At 37.5% G+C, this 22,686-nt stretch carries 19 protein-coding genes and 1 tRNA gene; 14 read left to right on the top strand and 6 right to left on the bottom strand.

Annotated elements, in window-relative coordinates:
* Positions 1-19: 19 nt before the first annotated feature.
* The 3 genes from FD31_RS10985 to FD31_RS10995 form a co-directional block, all read right to left on the bottom strand.
* Positions 20-1,741 carry a hypothetical protein gene (locus FD31_RS10985; protein WP_057892829.1) on the bottom strand — a complete coding sequence of 574 codons (1,722 nt, stop codon included), beginning with the start codon at positions 1,739-1,741 and terminating at the stop codon, positions 20-22.
* 447 nt (positions 1,742-2,188) lie between these two features.
* Complete coding sequence (locus FD31_RS10990) at positions 2,189-3,580, bottom strand: DHA2 family efflux MFS transporter permease subunit (RefSeq protein WP_057892830.1); 1,392 nt, start codon at positions 3,578-3,580, stop codon at positions 2,189-2,191.
* Positions 3,581-3,891: 311 nt separating this feature from the next.
* Positions 3,892-4,404 (bottom strand): MarR family winged helix-turn-helix transcriptional regulator, encoded by a 513-nt coding sequence (locus FD31_RS10995; RefSeq protein WP_057892831.1) that lies wholly within the window; start codon positions 4,402-4,404, stop codon positions 3,892-3,894.
* Positions 4,405-4,550: 146 nt separating this feature from the next.
* Between FD31_RS10995 and FD31_RS11000 the strand changes: the two genes are divergently transcribed.
* Positions 4,551-5,486: an ATP-binding cassette domain-containing protein gene (locus FD31_RS11000; protein ID WP_057892832.1), complete on the top strand. Its 936-nt coding sequence runs from the start codon at positions 4,551-4,553 to the stop codon at positions 5,484-5,486.
* Between the two features lie 21 nt (positions 5,487-5,507).
* A complete protein-coding gene (locus tag FD31_RS11005) occupies positions 5,508-6,284 on the top strand; it encodes an ABC transporter permease (RefSeq protein WP_057892833.1) in 777 nt (258 codons plus the stop codon).
* Between the two features lie 304 nt (positions 6,285-6,588).
* Here the strand turns inward: FD31_RS11005 and clpP are convergent, their stop codons facing one another.
* From clpP to FD31_RS11020, 3 genes are all read right to left on the bottom strand, one after another.
* Positions 6,589-7,176 (bottom strand): ATP-dependent Clp endopeptidase proteolytic subunit ClpP, encoded by a 588-nt coding sequence (clpP, locus tag FD31_RS11010; RefSeq protein WP_041501735.1) that lies wholly within the window; start codon positions 7,174-7,176, stop codon positions 6,589-6,591.
* 140 nt (positions 7,177-7,316) lie between these two features.
* Positions 7,317-8,429, bottom strand: a complete 1,113-nt coding sequence (locus FD31_RS11015) for an acyltransferase family protein (RefSeq protein WP_057892834.1) — start codon at positions 8,427-8,429, stop codon at positions 7,317-7,319.
* A gap of 183 nt (positions 8,430-8,612) precedes the next feature.
* A tRNA-Arg gene (locus FD31_RS11020) sits at positions 8,613-8,684 on the bottom strand.
* A 223-nt stretch (positions 8,685-8,907) separates the two neighbouring features.
* Between FD31_RS11020 and FD31_RS11025 the strand changes: the two genes are divergently transcribed.
* The 12 genes from FD31_RS11025 (at position 8,908) to FD31_RS11080 (ending at position 22,678) form a co-directional block, all read left to right on the top strand.
* The gene (locus tag FD31_RS11025; RefSeq protein ID WP_057892835.1) at positions 8,908-9,954 is read left to right on the top strand and encodes a sugar-binding transcriptional regulator; all 1,047 of its coding nucleotides are present in this window, start codon (positions 8,908-8,910) and stop codon (positions 9,952-9,954) included.
* A gap of 34 nt (positions 9,955-9,988) precedes the next feature.
* Complete coding sequence (gene gap, locus FD31_RS11030; RefSeq protein ID WP_057892836.1) at positions 9,989-11,017, top strand: type I glyceraldehyde-3-phosphate dehydrogenase; 1,029 nt, start codon at positions 9,989-9,991, stop codon at positions 11,015-11,017.
* 121 nt (positions 11,018-11,138) lie between these two features.
* Positions 11,139-12,353, top strand: coding sequence for a phosphoglycerate kinase (locus FD31_RS11035; protein WP_057892837.1), 1,215 nt, complete (start codon positions 11,139-11,141; stop codon positions 12,351-12,353).
* Between the two features lie 26 nt (positions 12,354-12,379).
* Positions 12,380-13,132: a triose-phosphate isomerase gene (tpiA, locus tag FD31_RS11040; RefSeq protein ID WP_057892838.1), complete on the top strand. Its 753-nt coding sequence runs from the start codon at positions 12,380-12,382 to the stop codon at positions 13,130-13,132.
* Positions 13,133-13,216: 84 nt separating this feature from the next.
* Positions 13,217-14,518 carry a phosphopyruvate hydratase gene (gene eno / locus FD31_RS11045; RefSeq protein WP_057892839.1) on the top strand — a complete coding sequence of 434 codons (1,302 nt, stop codon included), beginning with the start codon at positions 13,217-13,219 and terminating at the stop codon, positions 14,516-14,518.
* 332 nt (positions 14,519-14,850) lie between these two features.
* Positions 14,851-15,909 (top strand): oxidoreductase, encoded by a 1,059-nt coding sequence (locus FD31_RS11050; RefSeq protein ID WP_057892840.1) that lies wholly within the window; start codon positions 14,851-14,853, stop codon positions 15,907-15,909.
* 15 nt (positions 15,910-15,924) lie between these two features.
* Entirely contained in the window at positions 15,925-17,466 is a 1,542-nt protein-coding gene (locus FD31_RS11055; RefSeq protein WP_057892841.1) for a ClC family H(+)/Cl(-) exchange transporter, read from the top strand.
* Between the two features lie 73 nt (positions 17,467-17,539).
* A complete protein-coding gene (secG, locus tag FD31_RS11060) occupies positions 17,540-17,776 on the top strand; it encodes a preprotein translocase subunit SecG (protein ID WP_057892842.1) in 237 nt (78 codons plus the stop codon).
* Positions 17,777-18,090: 314 nt separating this feature from the next.
* On the top strand, positions 18,091-18,828 hold the full coding sequence (locus FD31_RS11065; RefSeq protein ID WP_057892843.1) for an alpha/beta hydrolase: 738 nt from the start codon (positions 18,091-18,093) through the stop codon (positions 18,826-18,828).
* 8 nt (positions 18,829-18,836) lie between these two features.
* Positions 18,837-21,164: a ribonuclease R gene (gene rnr, locus FD31_RS11070; protein ID WP_057892844.1), complete on the top strand. Its 2,328-nt coding sequence runs from the start codon at positions 18,837-18,839 to the stop codon at positions 21,162-21,164.
* Between the two features lie 5 nt (positions 21,165-21,169).
* On the top strand, positions 21,170-21,640 hold the full coding sequence (gene smpB / locus FD31_RS11075) for an SsrA-binding protein SmpB (protein WP_057892845.1): 471 nt from the start codon (positions 21,170-21,172) through the stop codon (positions 21,638-21,640).
* 72 nt (positions 21,641-21,712) lie between these two features.
* Positions 21,713-22,678: a S66 family peptidase gene (locus tag FD31_RS11080; RefSeq protein ID WP_057892846.1), complete on the top strand. Its 966-nt coding sequence runs from the start codon at positions 21,713-21,715 to the stop codon at positions 22,676-22,678.
* Positions 22,679-22,686 lie beyond the last annotated feature (8 nt).

Below are 22,686 nucleotides of genomic sequence, written 5' to 3' on the forward strand. Positions count from 1 at the left end.
CTAAGCTTAGTCTGTTTTGTTATTGTCTAAAATTTTTAATTTTTGAACTTGATAACATAATTACTAATATTCCAAATAAAATAAATGAGAACCAGATTAATGGTCGATAAAGCGTCGGCTGAATCTGAGTAATTTGATAATCAACTTTTTTATAATCGTGTTGGTTTGTAAGTGTTATAAAACCAGTTTCATCAATCTTAAATGGAACTTTTTCACCATTGAGTAAAACTTGATAATTTAAAGTTCGATAACCAAAGACTGGCAATTTAATCGTTCCTTTAGGTACATTGTGAGCGGTTAAAGTTAATGAATTGGCAGTGGCAGTGTGTGTTAGTGGAATATCCTTCGTTGGTGTCACAGCTAAATGATGAGAAATTAAATAGTTGATCTGTGGATCTAAACTAGCTCCATCTGAACCTTTTTGTAACGGTGCTGAATTGGGTGCATAGTCGGGGATGAGTGTCCGCATTAACGTGTCACTGTTAATTCCCGTGGAAGTAATTTTAGCTGAATTGTTCATGGGAACAATAGTTTTAGAATATTCAGTCACAATGGGGCTATGTGCTGTTTTGTAAAATTGGTCGTGGTAAGCCGTGTGAATTGCCATTCCGTATGATAAAACAGTCATCGCAATGAAAATAAAACGAGCTTTCTTTTGGTCAAAGTTAATCAAGATTAAAACTAGTGGAATCATCCCTAGAAATGGAGCAAAACGCCAATTTGCATATTGGAAGGTATCGAGAATAGGTAGTTTACTCAATAACCCCCAAGGTACTATGTTAGTGCTAAACAAGATTAAAACTAATTCTACTAAGAACCAGGGCATCATTTGACGCAGTTTTTCTTTTTTAATTCCAATTAATACAATAACTAGCAAGATAATTGAAGCAACCGAAATAGTGGACTTGGCATTCCAGCTAGTTGTCATAAATAAAGTCCAAATGGGTTCACTGACAACGTGCCCCTTACCAAATGGAGCTAGTAGACCTGTTTTAGAAATTCGTAAGACTCGATAAATTATTGGCAGGCATAGGGCAACAGTCAATAAAGCAGCAATTGCTAAGTTTCCCCAAGCTAAATAATTTTTTTTAATAATAGTTTCAATGACTAAAAAAATTCCAACGATGATGGTAATTGTAACAGCACTCAGTAGGTGAGAGTTAATAACGATTGTCATCAACAAAGCAGTTTTGATAATCAGTGGTGGATCAATTTTTGTGCTTTCAACAGCATCTTTGAGGGTGAAAAGTAATGGAAAAGCAAAAATCATCACAATTGCCGTTCCCGTTTGCATTTCATTAGTTAAATCCTTCAAAGCAGAACCTGATAAGGCAAAGATTGAAGCTGCTAAAACGGCGTTACGTGAGTCAAAACGTTTATTTAATGATAAAAATGAAACGATAAATGTTAACGCATAAATCAAGACTTTGATAGTAATTTGTTGATGGATCGGTGTTAAAAAGTTTGTTATCCAAACAAATGGCCAGAGTGTAAAGTCAGGGTACATGCCATTGACTGCTTGTCCAGTATTGAAAAATGTATTGAAGTTAACCCAACTAGGTAAAGTATGTTGTTGGAAAGCTAGGCGAATTTCATAGATTCGTTGGGAATGAAAGTAGGTATCATACATTGAGACCATATAGTTGAAATGGAATTGCCAAAGCGTCCAAATTAATAAAGTAATGAAAAATAATAATGCAATTAAAATTGTTTGCAGAGCGGGTTTATTTTTTAAATTCAAAATGCCCTCCTATAAGTATGTAATCCAAAGGTTAATTATACTTCATTTTCGAATAACTATGAATGACGCCTCCAGAAACAAGAAATTTAGGTCGCTGTGGGGACCGAGTTGAGCTAAGGTCTCGCCTCTCGATTTTGAACCTCGCAAGACATGCGAGGTTCAAAACTCGTCCCGTGNTGAGCTAAGGTCTCGCCTCTCGATTTTGAACCTCGCAAGACATGCGAGGTTCAAAACTCGTCCCGTGATGTAAGCTTAAAGCACTAACGCCATCTTCACAGCAACCTAAATTCTTGTTTTTTCCGGCTATTTAACTTCTACTTGTATAGTAACAAGTATTTATAGACTATATAACTAGCACAGCACGTTAATTAAAAATAAAGCAACAAAAAAACATGTCTTCTTCCATAAATTGGAAAACATGTTTTTTGAGTTATGCATTCACCATTTTTAAGCAGTCTTTTTATTGTTCTTAATCAACAAGGCAAAGATGAAGCCGATAACTGCCATGCCGAAGAAGAAGGCGAAGACTTTTTGATAACCGATTAAACCAGTATTGGCTGGTAAGTGGTGTTTTTGATTAGATGATACCAGAATCAATGTTGCTAAACTTACACCAAGAGAGCCAAGTAGTTGGCGGACGGTTGTAATGATAGCTGTTCCGTGGGGAAGTAGTTCTTCAGATAATGAATTTCCACCCAAGGTTGTGGCAGGCATCATGACAAAGGCGTTTCCACCTTCAATTAGTGTGGCGATAATAATCATTGGCCAAATACTTAATTGTGTGTGAATGATAAACAATAAGAACCAGCCCACGACAATCATTGACATTCCAATAAGCAAAGTTGATTTGAAACCAATTTGATCGGCTAATTTACCTGTTAGTGGGTTGAGAATGCTGAGGACGATAGCTGGTGGAACTAAGGCTAGTCCGGACATTAAGACGGTTGTGTGCAAAATATTTTGATAATAAAGTGGATAAATAATTGTTACGACAATTAGTGAGATGTACGAGAAACCTGTTAACAAAACTGCTAAATCGAAATTGAAGTTTTTCATGACCTTCAAATCGAGTAGTGGTTCTTTTTTTGTTAACTGACGGTGAATAAATAAGAACGTTAAGATAATGCTGATTACTAATAGGATGACCAGATTTGTGCCAAAACTTCTAGTTGCTCCAGCTTGATTAACGACATAAAGCAAACCAATGACGCCAAGTAAGTAAATGGTTGAAACTAAATCCAAGTTAGCTTTATGACGTGGCATAACGTCTTTAATATTGAATAGACCACTGATGAAAATAATGATCATTATCAATAAGAAAATGACGAATAATCCTTGCCATTGAAGAAAGTTCAAAACGATACCAGAGATAATTGGACCACTAGCTAAAGCTGATCCCATGACTAGGCCGGCATAACCCATAGTGGCACCACGATTTTGTTCCGGTGTAATGGACATTAGAACAGATTGGAACGATGGAAATAAAATACCGACACCGATAGCTTCCAAGGCTCGGCCCAACATTGCGATGGGAAAATTAGGTGCGATGATAATAATGAAAGTACCAATGGCAAAGATTGCCACAACGCTTAAAAAAATTTTTTTAAACGAAAAATTGTTTAAAAGCCAAGGACTGATTGGCATCATGATAGACATAATCAACATAAAACCAGTTGTTAACCATTGAATCGTTGGTGCAGTCACGCCGAAGAATTTCATTAATGTTGGATAAGCTGTTGAAAGTGAAGATTGGCTGATCGACATTGTGAAGGTTCCGGACAACAAAGTTATAATGAATAACTTGCGTGCTAGGCTATTTTTGATTTCACCCTTATTCATAAAATACCCCTTCTTTTGTTTAATCTAATAACAATTTAAGGATAGCCTAAAATAAAAATACTGTCCAATTGATTGTTTCATTTTCAATTGGTCAGTATTTTTATTATTCATTATGTATGGGGATAGGCCACCTGCACTGGACCTAAATTCTTGTTCCTTCCGGCTAGTTTATTAGTTTTTTCATTGCAAATTGATAGGCAGCTTTGGAATTAGATGTATATATTCGTGGTGCTAGTTGATTTATCAATAATCAGTCAAAAGAAACGAGGACAGTTACTGAAGATGGCATATTGAACTAGCACAATTCGTTATTAAAGGAACCAGTCACGGATACCATCTTTAATCATCTGTTTGGATTTACTGAAGATATTTTGATGATCAGCATTGTCAATTTCTGCATAAAGGTGGGTATTTATTTTAGTCAAAATGTTAGCAAATTGATCAAGTTCTTCGTCAGATAGGGCGTTTAAAAATTCGGGGACGGAAGATTCCATAGTGGTTGTCTGGCGGCCGAGGTCGGTTATCCGAATAATAGTCATTCGACGATCAGTTGTGGATTTTTCCTTCGTAACAAATCCTTTTTTTACTAGTTTATTGACGAACTCAGCAGTGGACTGTGCAGTTAAATCTAGTCGTGTGGCTAACTCCTTTTGTGATAAACCATTATTTTGCGATAGGGCTAGTAGGATTTTTCCTTGGCCTTGGAACATGAATTTTTCATCTTCGTCAGAATTTCGATGAGCAACTTTGTCAGCAACATGACGCACCATGCCAAACTCAATCAATTTTCCGGCGGTATTTTTTTGTTTAAGTAAATTGGGCATTTGCTTACCTCCAAAGCTAATTATACTTCATAAGCAGAAAATATTCAGGTAACCTGAATAAAATACTTGCAATTTTAATCGGGTACCCTTACAATTCATTTTAGTCAGGTAACCTGATTAATTAAAAAACAGTGAGGCAACAAATGATGACGATGAAAAATGCAATTGAAGTGAGTCACTTAACTAAAAAATTTAACGATAAAATAGCTGTCAATGATGTTTCTTTTAATGTAAAACAGGGTGAAGTGTTTGGACTCTTAGGTCCTAATGGGGCAGGGAAAACCACTACTTTACGAATGATAACCACCTTATTAAAGTCCAGTAGTGGGACTGTCAAAATTTTTGGTCATGATACAGCCAGCGAAGGGAAGTTGGCTCGATCGATGTTTGGATTGACAGGTCAATATGCATCTGTTGATGAAGATATTTCAGCAAGAGAAAATTTGATGATTTTTTCACGATTGAATGGATTATCTCGAATAGCTTCAAAAAAACGAACAGAAGAATTATTAGAAGAATTTTCGTTAGTCAACTCAGCTGATAAGTCACTTAAGAATTTTTCTGGAGGTATGAGGCGGAGGTTAGATTTAGCGGTTAGCTTGATTACTAGACCAGTTTTGATTTTTTTGGATGAACCAACAACGGGACTAGATCCACGGACAAGAACACAGATGTGGGAGACAATTAGAAACTTAGTAAAACAAGGTTCTACGATTGTTCTGACAACACAATATCTTGATGAGGCAGATCAATTGGCGGATCGAGTAGCAGTCATCGATCATGGCAAACTGATAAAAATTGGAACACCGCAAGAACTTAAACAGCAGATTGGTGGTACCAGTTTGAGTTTTACTGTGAATGATTTGGAACAAATAAATTCAGTTACTAAATTAGTAACTGATAAATTAGGTGCGAAGGTTAGCGTCGCTGGACAACGACTTAGTACCAATTTGTCTGACATTGATCAGCTATCAAATTTATTGTCATCGTTTCGTCAAAATAAAATTATGATAAATGATTTAACCGTTCAAGAACCTTCGTTGGATGATGTATTTATGAACCTAACAGTTGGTAAAAATTAAAATAAAGTAGAGGTTTTTATTATGGATGTACAAACACACCGTGGAAATTTAGTTATGAATACAGCAACAATGGCTTATCGAAATTTATTGAAAACAATTCATAATCCTGACAGAATGATGGATGTTATTATTCAACCAATCATGTTTATGTTGATGTTTGGTTATTTATTTGGAGGTGCGATTGCTGGTAATGTTAAAAATTACTTACCAACAATTGTTCCGGGAATACTGATTCAAACAATGCTTTCGGCGTCGTCTGGTTCGGGGTCACAAATTAGAGAGGATTTAGATTCCGGGGTATATGACCGCTTTAAATCATTACCAATGGCACATATTGCACCTTTGGCTGGGCAGCTATTCGCCGATATTCTTAGATTAACGATTGCAGCAACTACTTCATTAACAACGGGTTACATCATGGGTTGGCGTCCAGCAGCTGGTTTGGGCGGAATTATTGTCAGTGGCTTGCTAGCTATATTCATCGGCTGGGCAATGTCTTGGATCTTTGCTTTGTTGGGAATGCTTGCTAAGAGTGCTACAACAGTTGAAAGTTTCTCGTTAATGATTATGTTGACATTATCATTTTTATCAAATGCTTTTATTCCTATTCATACGTTATCAAAAACAATGCAAGTTATCGCTTATATGAATCCAGTTACTTACGTGATTATTGCAATTAGACAAATTTTAGCAACAGGACATTGGACTAACGAAGCGTTTCTCGTTTTGATGTTTGGAATTATGATTGTAGTTGTCTTTGCACCTTTGACTGTTTGGGCATATAACCGTAATAATTAAAAAAGTATCTGTAGAAACCTAAATTGGTTTCTAACAGATACTTTTTTGTAGTATAACGTGTTGTGCTAGTAGTTTATTAAATTTGTAAGAATACAACCCATTTTTCTAGGTGATTATAGTAAAAATATGCCAAATTGTCTTTCATCAACAAAGAACTAGCTGGAAGGAGCAAGAATTTAGGTCCCCATAGCGACCTAAATTTCTTGCTCTTGGAGGTGGCATATTTAAATAGCACTACGTTCTGGTATACAAAAAAACATGATTCCGATAGAAGTATCAGAATCATGTTTTAACAATAAGTAAATTACTTATCAGCTTTGTTTGTCATAATATCATCAATCAAACCATAGTCTTTAGCTTCTTGGGCTGTCATGTAGTTATCACGATCAGTATCCTTTTGAAGTTTTTCGAATGATTGGCCAGAGTTATCAGCCAACATGTGGTTCAATCTCTTTCTTGTCTTCAAAATTTCTTGAGCAGCAATTTCAATTTCAGTCTGTTGACCTTGTGCGCCACCTAATGGTTGGTGAATAAGAACAGTTGAGTTTGGAAGTGCAAAACGTTTGCCCTTTGTACCTGATGACAAGATAACTGATCCCATTGATGCAGCTAAACCTGTAGCGATAGTTTGAACATCAGATTTAACAAAGTTCATTGTATCAACAATAGCTAGACCGTCGGTAACAGAACCACCGGGTGAGTTGATGTACATTGAAATATCCTTGTCAGAATCTTGAGCATCTAGGAATAGTAATTCAGCAATGACTGTATTAGCCATTTGACTGTTAACCTCACCAGATAACATGATGATTCTATCTTTTAATAATCTTGAGTAAATATCATAGGCACGTTCGCCACGTGAACTTTGTTCAATAACTGTAGGAACTAACATTTAAATGCCTCCTGTTTTTAATTAGCACTCTTAATAGCACAGTGCTAATTTAGCATAATATGATTAGCGGGTCAACAAAGTAAGCTCAATAAATAAAAATATTTATTTGATTCGTGCAGTTGAACCAAAAATGACCTTCATTATTCAGTTATAGAACTGAAAGATAGGTAAGACTTAATTTTTACCCAACTAATGTGTAAAACATAGGCGGAAGTAAATGATAGTACCCAAGTTAATAAATAGCAACTAATAATAGTTGAAATTGGATTAATTTTTGCCAGGAACTGTCCACCTAACATCCACAGGACTTGAAGCCAAAAAACATTCGATAAGTAAGCTCGATATGCATAGACAGCTAAGAAGTGGAATATCGGTAAAGTTCTGGAGCGTTGATTAATTTGTTTTATACCTAAGAAAGCAATTAAGCCAATAACTGTTAATGAATAAAATGTTATTGATGGTTTGTAGTAGGGAGCGTTGGTCAGTTTTAATGGGTAGCCAAAACTAAATAATTCGTAATTTGTCCAATAAGTTGTACCGAGAAATAATCCTATTAAAGGTAGTAGGCTCTTTTTGACCATTTGACCAAACTTTTTTCGATTCATCCAAGCAATGACGCCAAAGATTCCATAAATAATAAAACTAAGAAAACTTCGATCCAATAGGTACCATTTTTGCGGCTGTGATCCGTGGAAAACCTTAATATTGTAAAAGTAGAGCCACCATAGGTAGAAGATAGTTGTTAAAACTACTATTACTATAGAACGATGTGGATTATTTTTGACAAAGTGAGCTAAAGTCCAAAATAAGGGCATGATAATAATAAATTGCAACATCATCGTGTTGTACCAAAGATGAGGTGCAGCATTTCCGTTAATAAACTGCCAAGTAAATGAACCAATATTATAGTAGGTAGTGTGTTGTTGGAGCTGTGGAAAAATTAATAGATATACTAATGTCCACCAAATTGTAGGAATGAACAGAGCTGACCATTGTGTCTTTAAATAGTTTGGATAATTCTTAATAGTATTTTGATTTGTTTGTCGTGTGGTTGTATAAAGAATGCCAAAAATAAAGGCTGGAGCGGTGAACTTAACTAAGTTGTATAAGAAACCAATTACGTTTTGATCCGCAAAACTAGGTTCTGTTTTTAAAACAAAAGCTAAAACTGATTGCATCATAACAGCTGTACAGGCGAAAACCTTCATATAATCGCCAATATCGGTTAATTCGGAACTATTTTGAGAATCCATACAAATTTGCTTCTTTCTATAATTCATAATTACATCATATAACAGTTAAAAACTAAAAAAGAAGTTAAACTTTTGACGTAAAATCCGAAAGTTTAACTTCTTTTTAATCAATAATATTCTGATTGACTTATGGAACAGTTGATTTATCAACACTCATAAGTGAAACTTTGTGAAACAAAAAGATGCGCCACGCGGGAGTCGAACCCGCATTTCAGGAACCGGAATCCTACGTGCGATCCATTACACTAGCGGCGCCTTACTATCTTATTCTATCGCACATATATGCAAAATGTAAATCACGAAAAAAATAATATTAATTTGACTAATTGTACACATATTACTTGATATTTTCACAAGAGAGTTTATACTTATAACTGTGCTTAAGAGATGACATAGATTCATCCGGGCTTTTATTTTTTGAGTACATGGGTCGTAAACAGACATACAGGGACGATATTTGCCCCATGGAGTATATCAAATGACTAATAATGAAGATTTAGAATTGCTGGATTTAGTTGCCCCAGACTTCATTAAGACTCTGGAAAAGCGATTTAAAATACTTCAGAGTATCTCATTAATGGAGCCGGTTGGGCGCAGAGTGCTAGCTGATGATCTAAAGATTACTGAACGTGGTTTGAGAACTGAAACTGATCTACTAAAGAAGCAAGGCTTGCTTGTTTCTTCGAAATCTGGGATGTCTTTGACACGAACAGGTAGCGATGTAGTAGTTCGTTTGACCGATGTGTTAGCTGATTATCAAGGAACTGCTCTTTTGGAGAAACAATTGAGCAAGAAACTTGGAATTAGTCGTTGTATCATTTTACCTGGTAATGCCGATAAGCAATATCGGGTGATTGATTCATTTGGTAGAAGACTTAATCAACTCTTAGGATCGATATTACCATCCGGACAGTCAATGATTTCTGTCACAGGTGGTAGTACCTTGGCACAAGTTGCACGAAATCTTTCACCTGATTTATCAAAAAACCGCCAGTTGGTTTTCGTACCAGCTCGTGGTGGAGTAGGTGAGTCAGTAACGATTCAAGCAAACAGTGTCTGTGCAGAGATGGCCTTGAAAACTCAAGGTCAGTACCGAGCTATGTACCTTCCAGAGGACATTAGCGAAAAAAGTTTTGAATCTTTGCAAAAAGAGACTTCAATTAAGTCCGTTCTTGAACTAATATATAGAAGTAGTGTTGTGATTCACAGTATCGGCACTGCAAGTATTATGGCTGATCGTAGAAACCTCTCCGAAAAGGAGCAAAGCGTTGTTGATAGTGGTAAAGCTGTTTCCGAAGCTTTTGGTGATTTCTTCGATCAAAGTGGTAAACTTGTATACAAGGTACCTAGGATTGGACTTCATGTCCAGGACCTTGATAAAATAGAACATGTGATTGCAATTGCCGGTGGTCAAAGTAAGGCCAAAGCAATTCAATCATATATGAAAAACGCACCTCACCATACAGTATTAATTACTGATGAGGGTGCCTCAAAGCTGATTTTAAGGGATAACCCTTTAAAATAATATTTTTTTGATTTCCTGAAGGAGGAATTTTTGTATGACTACAAAAGTTGGTATTAATGGATTTGGCCGTATCGGTCGTTTGGCATTCCGCCGTATCGCTGCACTTCAAGCAGCTGGCAAGACAGATTTGGAAGTTGTTGCAATTAACGATTTAACTTCACCTGCTATGCTTGCTCACCTATTGAAGTATGATACTGCTCATGGTAACTTCGAAATTGACAAGATTACTGCAGAAGACGCAGCTATCGTTGTTGACGGTAAGAAGATCCCTGTATATGCTGAAATGAACGCTGCAGACCTTAAATGGGTTGCTAACGACGGTGTTGATATCGTTCTTGAATGTACTGGTTTCTACACATCAACAGAAAAAGCACAAGCTCACATCGATGCTGGTGCAAAACGTGTATTGATCTCAGCTCCATCAGGTGACATGCCTACAGTTGTTTATGGTGTTAACGATGACATCCTAACAAACGACGTTAAAATCGCTTCAGCTGGTTCATGTACAACAAACTGTCTTGCACCTCTAGCAAATGCCGTAAACAAAGAATTCGGTATTAAAGCTGGTACAATGACAACTATCCACGCTTACACAGCTACTCAAAAACTTCAAGATGGTCCAGAACGTAAAGGTAATGTTCGTGCTGCACGTGCTGCTGCTGCAAACATCATCCCTCACTCAACTGGTGCTGCTAAGGCTCTTGGTATGGTTGTTCCTGAACTTAAAGGTAAGCTTGATGGACATGCACAACGTGTTCCAGTTATCACAGGTTCAGTTACAGAATTAGTTGCAACTCTTGACAAAGAAGTTACAGTTGACGAAGTAAACGCAGCTGTTAAGAAATATACAGAAAACAACCCTTCATTCGGTTACAACGATGATGAAATCGTATCTTCAGACGTTATCGGTACATCATTCGGTTCAATCTTTGACCCAACACAAACACAAATTGTTGGTTCAGGTGACGCCCAAGTTGTAAAGACTGTTGCTTGGTATGATAACGAATCAGGATTTACTGCACAAATGGTTCGTACACTTGAAAAATTTGCTACATTAAACTAATTCATTAGTTTAACTAGTAACTAATTTAAGATAAAACCTAATTTAGTGTGATTTAAATTGGCGGAGGGAGGATAACTCCTTCCGCCTTTTTTTAAGGAAAATATTGGAGGATTTATTTACAATGGCTAAACTTATTGTTTCTGACGTTGACGTAAAAGACAAAAAAGTCTTGATGCGTGTAGATTTCAACGTTCCTATTAAAGATGGTGTTGTCGGCGATACAAACCGTATCGTTGGTGCTATCCCAACAATCAAATATGTTTCAGAACATGGTGGAAAGGTTATCTTGCTATCTCACTTGGGCCGTATTAAGAGTGATGAAGACAAGAAAGCTTTGTCATTGAAGCCAGTTGCTGCAAAACTTCAAGAATTAAGTGGAATGCCTGTTAAGTTCGTACCTGTTAACGAAGGTAAAGAACTTGAAGACGCTGTTAACGAACTAAAAGACGGCGAAATTCTACTTATGGAAAACACACGTTTCCAAGATATTGACAACGATTTCGGTAAACGTGAAAGCAAGAACGATCCTAAACTTGGCGAATACTGGGCATCACTTGGTGACGTATTTATCAACGATGCTTTCGGTACAGCCCACAGAAGCCATGCTTCAAACGTTGGTATCTCAACAGCTATGAAGGCTGCTGGTAAGCCAGTTGCTGCTGGTTTCTTAATGGAAAAGGAAATCAAGTTCTTAGGTAACGCTGTTGCTAACCCTGTACACCCATTCGTAACAATTCTTGGTGGTGCAAAGGTTTCAGATAAGATTGGTGTTATTGAAAACTTAATTCCAAAATCAGACCACATCATTATCGGTGGTGGTATGGCTTATACATTCCTTGCAGCTCAAGGCCACAAGATTGGTAAGTCACTATTCGAAGCAGATAAAGTTGAACTAGCTAAGGACCTCCTTCAAAAAGCTGGCGACAAGATCGTACTTCCTATTGACCACATCGTTGCTAAAGAATTCTCAAATGATGCTGATGCAACAACTACTGATGGTGTTGATATTCCTGATGACGAAATGGCTCTTGATATCGGACCTAAGACAGTTAAATTGTTCCAAGATACTCTAAAGGGTGCAAAGACTGTTGTATGGAATGGACCAATGGGTGCATTCGAAATGAGCAAGTTTGCTGAAGGTACACTAGAAGTTGGACGTGCTATGGGTGACTTGACAGATGCTATTACTATTGTTGGTGGTGGTGATTCAACTGCTGCTGCTAAGAGTCTTGGTATTGCTGACAAGCTAACACACATCTCAACTGGTGGTGGTGCTTCACTAGAATATCTTGAAGGTAAGACATTACCTGGTATTGATTCAATTTCTAACAAATAATTATTTTTCAGAGGAGAATTAATTTTATGCGTACACCTATTATTGCGGGTAACTGGAAGATGAACAAAAATCCTAAGGAAACCCAAGAATTTTTAGACGGTATCAAAGGTAAATTACCAGAATCAGGCGTAGAAACAATTATCGGTGCTCCAGCTATTGACCTTACAACACTTGTTGCAGGTGCTGAAGGTACACCTTTAAAGACTGCTGCTGAAAACTCATACTTTGAAGAATCTGGTGCCTTTACTGGTGAAACTTCACCTAAAGCACTTGACGAAATGGGTATCGACTATGTAATCATTGGTCACTCAGAAAGAAGACAATACTTCGGTGAAACTGATGAAGACATCAACAAGAAAGCTCACGCTATCTTGAAGAACAACATGCTACCAATCATTTGTTGTGGTGAAACACTAGAACAACGTGAAGCTGGCAAGGCTGAAGAATGGGTTACTGGTCAAATCGAAAATGCTGTTAAAGGCATTTCTGCTGCTGACTTAGCTAAATCCGTTATCGCTTACGAACCAATCTGGGCTATCGGTACTGGTAAGACTGCTACTGCTGATCAAGCACAAGAAATGGTTCACGTAATCCGTGAAAAGATTGCTAGTTTGTACGATGCTGATACTGCTGATAAAGTACGTATCCTTTACGGTGGCTCTGTAAAACCTGCTAACGTTAAAGAATTAATGGCTAAAGAAGATATTGATGGTGGACTTGTTGGTGGTGCATCAATGGATCCAGAATCATTTATCGCTTTAGCAACTTTCAATAAATAATAACTTTGCGGTTAGATATTTATTTTAAGTGCTAAAAAGGTTAAAATTAGTTTGTATTAAAATCATAAAGGAGATTTTTAAAATATGTCTGTAATTACTGATATTTTAGGCCGTGAAGTTCTTGATTCACGTGGTAACCCAACTGTTGAAGTTGAACTATATACTGAACTAGGTGGCTTTGGCCGCGCACTTGTTCCATCAGGTGCTTCAACTGGTGAACACGAAGCTGTTGAATTGCGTGATGGCGACAAATCACGTTTTGGTGGCAAGGGTGTTCTTAAAGCCGTTGCTAACGTAAACGACAAAATTGCTAAAAAGGTTATCGGCATGGACGTTACTGACCAACGTGCTATTGACCAAGCAATGATCGACTTAGATGGTACACCTAACAAGGGTGAACTAGGTGCTAACGCTATTCTTGGTGTTTCACTAGCTGCTGCTCGTGCTGCTGCTGACGAATTAGGTCTTCCATTGTACGAATACCTTGGTGGTCCTAATGCTCACGTATTGCCAACACCTATGATGAACGTTATCAATGGTGGTAAGCATGCTGATAACAACGTTGACTTCCAAGAATTCATGATTTTGCCTGTTGGTGCAAAATCAATGCGTGAAGCCGTTCGTATGGGTTCAGAAACATTCCACTCACTTAAAGCTGTTCTTGAAAGCCGTGGCTTGAACACAGCTGTTGGTGATGAAGGTGGTTTCGCTCCTGACCTTGAAAACAACGAAGCTCCTTTCAAGATTTTGGTTGAAGCTATTGAAAAAGCAGGCTACAAGCCTGGTGAAGATGTTGCTATTGGATTTGACTGTGCATCATCAGAATTTTACAATGCTGAAACACACAAGTACGAACTAAAGGGTGAAGGCGAAAACGGTGCTGTTCTTTCAACAGACGAATTTATCGACTTGCTTGCTGGTATCGTTGACAAGTACCCAGTTGTTACAATCGAAGATCCTATCGATGAAAACGAATGGGAAGACTGGCAAAAAGTTACTGCTAAACTTGGTAAGAAAGTACAACTTGTTGGTGATGACTTGTTCGTTACAAACACAGATTACTTGAAGAAGGGTATTGAAATGGGAGTTTCAAACTCAATCCTTATCAAGCTTAACCAAATCGGTACACTTACAGAAACATTCGAAGCTATCGAAATGGCTAAAGAAGCTGGCTTTACAGCCGTTGTTTCTCACCGTTCAGGTGAAACTGAAGATACTACAATTGCTGACCTTGTTGTTGCTACAAACGCAGGCCAAATCAAGACTGGTTCAATGAGCCGTACAGACCGTATTGCTAAGTACAACCAATTGATGAGAATTGAAGATCAACTTGGCGACCAAGCTGAATTCAAGGGTATCAAGAGTTTCTACAACTTAAACAAATAATTACAAATAAGTAATTAATTAAAACAGCCTTCGGGCTGTTTTTTTTGTACAATGGAATAGTAGATAATATTTGCCGTCTCCAGAGCCGAGAAAATATTAACTGGCTATGCGGACCGACCTGAGCCAAGGTCTCAGGTCTCGGTTTGAAGCCTTGCAAGTTCGGCAAGTCTCCAAACACGCCCGGTGGTGTAAGAGCTAAAGCTCTAACGCCACTTTCACAGCCAGATAATATTTTCTCGGCTCTTCCGACTAGTGTTTTTAATGATTTTAAGAAATTGAAAATAATAATTTACGTCAGTAATATTAATATATATACACTGGAGGATACACGCATGACTTTAAAAATTGCATTTATTGGCTTTGGAAAATCTGCTAATCGTTACCACTTGCCATACCTTAATATCAGAGACAATTTCCAAGTTAAGACAGTCTATACTCGTAAGGCTGTCGATGAAACTTTAGCTCAACCTTACCGTGAGAAAGGTGTTAATTTTACGAATGATTTGGCTGATATTTTAAATGATCCAGAAATTGATGTTGTAACTATTTGTACTCCAGCTCAGACACATTACGAATTAGCTAAACAAGTTATTGAAGCTAAAAAATCAGTCATTGTGGAAAAACCTTTTGTTGATACTTTGGATCATGCTAAGGAATTGATTCAATTAGGTAAGGATAACGGTGTTTTAGTGATGCCTTATCAAAATCGTCGTTTTGATGGTGATTATTTAGCTGCCAAGCAAGTTATTGATCAAGGTTTCCTTGGTGATATTGTTGAAGTTGAATCACATATTGACTACTATCGTCCTAACACTGTTAATCAAAAGGGTACGAAAGAACAAGGTGAGTTTTATGGTCTAGGGATTCATTTGATGGACCGCATGGTAGCTTTGTTTGGTCGTCCTGATCAAGTTGTTTATGATATTCGTAATACGGAAGTACCTGATGCAGTTGATAATTATTTTGATGTTGATCTCCATTATGGTTCAAAGATGAAAGCTAAGATTAAAGTCAGCACTGATGTTGCATCAGAATATCCACGTTTTATTGTTCATGGAATGAATGGTTCTTTCATCAAATATGGTGCTGATCAACAAGAAAATGATTTGAAGGCTGGTATTATGCCAGGAACTTCAGGCTTTGGTGAAGATAGTCCGATGTATTATGGTGTTGCTAAATATCGTAATGCTAACGGGGATTGGATTGAAAAACAAATTAAGACGCCATTGGGTGATTATGGTTTGTATTATGATTCCGTTTATCAAACATTGGTCAATGGTAAACAACGTCTCGTATCAGATGAAGAAATTTTAACTGATATGGAATTACTTGAAGCTGGCTTTTATCAGGCATCGCCTTCAATTTACAATGTTTCAAAATTAAGCTTTTAGTTATAGGGGAAAATAATGAAGTTAGCTTTTAATGATAATGAAAAATTGAAACTAACACTCGAAGGAATACTGGTGGGAGTTTTGTCCGGGTTGGTTGTTAGTATGTTTCGTTGGACAATTGCCCATTCGCTAAAAATGTTTCAAGGTTTGTATATTGCGGCGCGAACGAACATGGCTTTGGTTGTTGGTTTAGTCGGATTGATGGTCATCATTGCCGCTTTAGTAGGTTATTTACTGAAAAAAGAGCCGAATATTTCAGGATCTGGTATTCCACAAGTTGAAGCGCAATTAGGTGGAGAAATGCAGATGAACTGGTGGTCAATTTTATGGCGTAAGTTTGTTGGTGGTATTTTGAGTATTGGACCAGGTTTATTTCTTGGTCGAGAAGGTCCATCAATTCAATTAGGTGCGGCTGTCGGACAAGGTGTCGGCGAGTTGACGCATGATAATGTTGGTGTTAATCAACGTGTATTGATTGCCAGTGGTGCTGCTGCTGGATTATCCGCTGCCTTTAGTGCTCCAATTGCGGGTGCGATGTTTGTTTTGGAGGAAGTTTATCACAATTTTTCACCATTAGTGTGGATTACGTCTTTAGCTAGTGCTGTCAGTGCTAACTTGATTGCTTTGTATGTTTTTGGATTACAACCGGTATTACAAGTTCCTTATAAATATAGTTTGCCTGTTAAATATTATTGGCACTTAATTATTTTAGGAATTATCTTAGGTTTAATGGGACGCTTGTATCAAATTTGTACGTTATCAATGCCAGCAGTATTCAGTTTGACGCGTTTACCACGTTATATTCAGGGAATCATTCCATTGGTTTTGATTGTGCCGTTGGGTATGATGGTGCCACAGTTTATCGGTGGTGGTAATGAAATTATTATTAGTTTGACTAAATATGGTCCCAGTCTGATGTTAATGATTGGATTGTTTATTATACGTTTTGTCTACTCAATGATTTCATATGGATCTGGTGTGCCCGGTGGAATCTTTTTACCAATTCTCAATTTGGGTGCGGTGATTGGAGCTATTTATGCAATTGCAATGAATCAGTTGGGATTGTTGCCACTTTATTTTGAAAGCAATTTGATTATCTTTGCGATGGCAGGTTACTTTGCTTGTATTGGTAAAGCACCTTTCACGGCAATTATTTTGGTCACGGAAATGGTAGGTTCACTCAAGCATCTAATGCCACTTGCCGTGTTGTCGTTAGTTGCCTATATTGTGGTCGACTTATTGAATGGTGCGCCAATTTATGAGGCTTTAAAGGAACGTCTTAATCTCAATTCGGACTATCTCAATCGTGTCAGCAAATTCAATGATCGTTTAGAAGTACCGATTTATGAAGGTAGTTCGATTGATGGAAAATATATTCGTGATATTCCTTTTCCAAAGGATATTTTAGTTGTGTCAGTTTATCGTGGCGAGAGACAATTGATTCCTCGTGGCGATACCTTAATTAAGGCTGGCGATAGACTGGTCTGCATGGTTAATGCAGGTCAACGTGCCAAAGTTTCCGAAAAACTGGCAGATTTGTTCAAAACTATGGACTAGAAATTTGACGTCATTTATGTTATTGTTTTAGGAGTGATTTCAGCTTTCAACACCATGAACGGAGGTTTTACAGGTGTATAATATTATCGAAACATTGTTGATAATCGTATCCATTTTGATAGTAATTGCCGTATTGATGCAACCTACAAAGCAACAAGATGCTTTGAATGCATTGTCTGGTGGTGGTGGGGACCTATTCAGCAACCAGAAGAAACGTGGCTTTGAAGCCTTCATGGTTAAGGTTACCTACGTTTTACTAGTATTGTTCTTTGCGTTTTCGATCATTCTAGTATACTTATCATCTCACTAAGCAATTTATCCTCCTGAAAGTTACTCAGGAGGTTTTTTGTTATATATGCCGTCTCCAGAGCTGAAAATAGTCATTGGCTGTGCGGACCGCTTCGAGCCAAGGTCTCGAAGCTCGGTTTGAAGCCTTGCAAAAGCGGCAAGTCTCCAAACACGCCCGGTGCTGTAATGGCTAAAGCCATAACACCACTTTCACTGCCAATAACTATTTTCAGCTCTTCCGACTAGTTGTTTTTGCTAGTTTGAGTATGTACGATTTTGTCGTGTATTTATAAGATTGTATTTATTAGTACGGTGGATTTGTAAGGAGTAAGTAGTATGAAAATATTACGACCTAAACCATTTTATTTTGATAACGGATCAAAAGCTGTCTTATTGTTACATTCGTTTTCAGGGACTTCCAATGATATGAGACTTTTGGGGCGTTTTCTTGAAAGAAACAATTATTCAGCTTATGCGCCAATGTTTGCGGGCCATGGAACTTCTGAACCGTTGGATATCTTGGAACAGGGTTCGCCTGAAAAATGGTGGCAACAAACGCAAGCTGCAATTCAATTTTTGCAAGAACAACAAAAGACAGAAATCTATGTCTTTGGACTATCATTAGGTGCTATTTTCGCAACGAAGGCATTGGAGGAAATTCCTTCGATTGCTGCTGGTGGTGTTTTTGGATCACCAATCGGTAGTACTGGTTTTCGTGGAATCAGAGAAGCCTTTTTGACTTATGCGAAAAAGGTGTATTCTATTCAACAGGACTTAACAGAAGTTGAAATTGATTCTAAAATGAGAATTGTTAGTTCGAAAATTGATGCTAAGTTAACTGATATTAGAAAAACTTCCGTCGGTGTTACGAACCGATTAGCTGAAATAAAGCGACCATATTTTATCGGTCAAGGTACGAGTGATAAATTAGTCAATCCGGAGGCTGCTCCTAAAGTAGCTACGGACGTTAAAACATCACAGCTACATTTATATAATGCAGGGCATGTTTTAACTATCAACCACGCTCACAATCAACTTGAGAGTGACGTGTTAAATTTTTTAGAAAATAATTGAGGATAGAAATGCCAGATAAAGATAATAAATTAATTGCGGACATACTAGAGGTTTTCAGAAGTAACCCCGACCGTCGCTATAAATCTGAACAGATTGAAGACGTGTTGAGAATGCATGGAGCATCAGCTTTCAAGCGTGTTGTTCAAGCTCTAGCTGTCTTAGAGGGTGAAAGTAAAATTACTTTGACCAATAAAGATGAATTCAAGATGGCCTCACCAGAGACTGTTGTTGAAGGAACATTTAAGGGAAATGATAAGGGTTTTGGTTTCGTTAGATATGACGAAGTTGATCCAGATGCTTTCATTGCCAGAACTAATACGATGTTTGCCGTTAATGGCGATACCGTTAAAGTGAAGATTACTAAGCCTTCAAACCCTTGGATCGACAAGGGACCTGAAGGTGAAATTATTGAAATTGTGGAACGTTCATTAACTAAAGCTGTTGGTGAATTCCACGCTTATAGTGATGCTCAAGTTGAAAAGAGTGGTCACTACGGCTATGTTCAAAGTCACGAAAAGAAAATTGCTTCATACATGATTTTCATTTCCGACAAGGGCTTACACCCACAAATTGGTGATATGGTTCAAGTTTCAATTGACGCATATCCTGATGCTAAGCATCCCCAAAGTATGGAAGGTACTGCACTAGAAATCATTGGTAACAAGAATGATCCTGGTGTTGATATTATGTCAATCGTTGTTGACAATGATATCAATCCGGAATTCCCTAACGAGGTTTTGAAGGAAGCTGAAAAGGTTCCTGATCATGTTTTAGATTCTGATCGTGTTGGTCGTAAAGACTTAACAGACAATATGGTTATCACAATTGATGGGGATGACTCAAAGGATTTTGATGATGCTGTCGGATTAGATATGTTGCCAAACGGTAACTACCATCTAGAAGTTGATATTGCTGATGTTACACACTACGTTAAAGAAGGTTCTCCACTTGATGAAGAAGCTTATGCACGTGGGACAAGTACTTACTTAGTTGACCGAGTAATCCCAATGTTGCCATTTAGATTGTCAAACGGAATTTGTTCATTGAATCCTGGTGAAGACCGTCTAGCTTTGACTTGTGAAATGGAAATCGACCATGCGGGTAATGTTATTAAACATGACATTTATCCTAGTGTGATTAGATCTAAGTATCGTATGACTTACAACAACGTTAATGAAATTCTTAAGGGCGACGAAGAGTTGACTGAAGAATATGCACCAGTTGTGCCAATGCTTAAAGAAATGGCTGAACTACATGAAATCTTGTTCAACAAGCGTCATGAACGTGGTGCCATTGATTTTGAAGAAACAGAAGCACAAATCATCGTTGATGAAAATGGTAAGCCAATCGACATCAAGCTTAGAGAACGTGGTACATCTGAAAAGATGATCGAATCATTCATGTTGGCAGCTAATGAAACAGTTGCTGAACACTACAATGTTAAACATGTACCATTCTTATACCGTGTCCACGAAAAGCCTGATGAAGAAAAGATTAAGAACTTCTTTGAATTTGCTGCTGCTATGGGTGTGCAAGTTAAGGGTAATTTGAAAGAAATTACACCAAAGATGTTCCAAAATGTTTTAGCCAGTGTTGTCGGAACTCCTGAAGAACAAGTTGTTACAATTATGTTATTGAGAAGTTTACAACAAGCTAGATATTCTGACGAACCACTTGGTCACTTTGGTTTAGCTGCTAAGTACTACACTCACTTTACATCACCAATCAGACGTTACCCTGATTTGACAGTTCACCGTATGATTCACAGTTATGCTGAAAATGGCTTTACTGACGAGGAACAAACAAAATGGGGCAACAAACTTCAAGAAATTGCTGAACACACATCTGGTCGTGAAAGAATTTCAATTAACGCTGAACGTGCTGTTGACGATTTGAAGAAGACTGAATATATGGCTGATCAAGTTGGAAATACTTTTGATGCTGTTGTTAGTTCCGTGACAAGTTTCGGAATGTTCATTCAATTGGATAACACGGTTGAAGGTTTGATTCATATTTCTAACATGAAGGATGACTTCTATGAATATGATGAGAAGAGCATGTCAATGCATGGCCGTGGTACTGGTAAGACATTCAAGGTTGGTGAACCAATCAAAGTTAAACTTATCAGAGCTGATGTTGAACACAGACAAATTGACTTTGAACGTGTCTTGACACCTGAAGAACAAGAACAAGCTGATAAACGTGAAGCTGAATTTAAGAAGAAACGTTCAATGCAACATGGACGCGGACGTGGAGGTCATGGTCGCCACAATGATAGTAAGAACCATGGAGATAAGAATAGCCATAAGAGACGTGGTAAATACGAAAGTCGGTGATTCTGTTGAAGAAACATCATACAAAAGCTGCTAATGAAGTAGCTAATAATCGTAAAGCTCGTCATGATTATAGTATTTTAGAAACCTATGAGGCGGGTATATCTTTGACAGGGACTGAGATCAAATCAGTTCGTGCCAGCAAAATGAACATTAAAGATGGTTTCGTGCAAGCTAGAAATGGTGAACTTTGGTTAGAAAATGTTAATATCAGCATTTATGATCAAGGTAATCAATTCAATCACGATCCATTGCGTAATCGGAAATTACTTTTGCACAAGAAAGAAATTCGCAAGATTACAGCAAGTGTTCAAGAAAAAGGTATTACAGTGGTACCTTTGAAAGTTTATCTGAAGCATGGTTTCGCTAAAGTATTGATTGGCGTGGCTGAAGGTAAGAAACAATATGATAAGCGTGAAACAATTAAAAAACGTGATCAAGAGCGAGAAATTAGACGTGTTATGAAAAATGCGTATTAATTAAGCGGTGATCGCTTTTTTTTTTGACCAAATTTAGCGTATCCTTAAGTTTAAATGATAGGGGATGATGTGATGAAAATAGGTTTCTTCTCGAGTTCAACGCCAATTACAGCTATTTCACCAGAACGTTTTGTCAGAGCTAAAAAGTTCTTGGAGAGTAAGGGATGTACTTTAGTCGCTGGTAATTTAACAGGTCAACAAGATTGTTATCGAGCAGGCAGTATCAAACAACGAGCTGCAGAAATTAATCAGCTAATTTATGATGAGTCAATTGATGTTTTAATGGCGACGATTGGTGGGTTGAACACGAACGCCATTTTGAAGTATATCGACTTCGATTATTTACAAGCTCATCCCAAGACTATTGTTGGTTATTCTGATACGACAGCTTTCTTATTGGCAGTCTATACGCAAGCACCAGCCTGCCGAGTTTTGTATGGACCAGCATTAGTTGCCTCATTTGGAGAATTTCCACCACTAGTTGATTATACTTGGGCTAGTTTTGAACAAGTTATCGACAATCCGGCAAATGTTACATTGACGGCACCACAGTATTGGACGGATGAACAAGTGAATTGGGATAATTTCACACGGTCAAAAAAGCTTATTTCAAACCACTGGGGTTATACACAAGTAGCTACTTTGGAAGGTAAAATTGTTGGTGGCAATTTGGATACGATGTCAGGAATTATTGGTTCGCAATACTTTCCTAAATTTTCAGCCAATGACCTACTGCTGATTGAAGATGCAGAAAAGGATGCTGCGATTGTTGAGAAAAATTTTTCGATGCTGGACAACCTAGGTGTATTTGACCAAGTTAAGGGTATAATTTTAGGTAAACATGCATTGTTTGATGACTTAAAAACACAACGGCGACCTATCGATATTTTGCTAGAAATTTTGGGTCAAAGACAGATTCCAATTATTTACGATTATGATTCATGTCATACGGTACCTATGATGACAACGCCACTTGGCAATTATGCCAAATTTGATGCTGAAACAATGCAGGTCAGTTTTTCACAGTATTCAATATGATAAAATTA

The sequence above is a fragment of the Companilactobacillus nantensis DSM 16982 genome (assembly GCF_001435815.1).
GTDB classification, from domain to species: Bacteria; Bacillota; Bacilli; order Lactobacillales; family Lactobacillaceae; genus Companilactobacillus; species Companilactobacillus nantensis.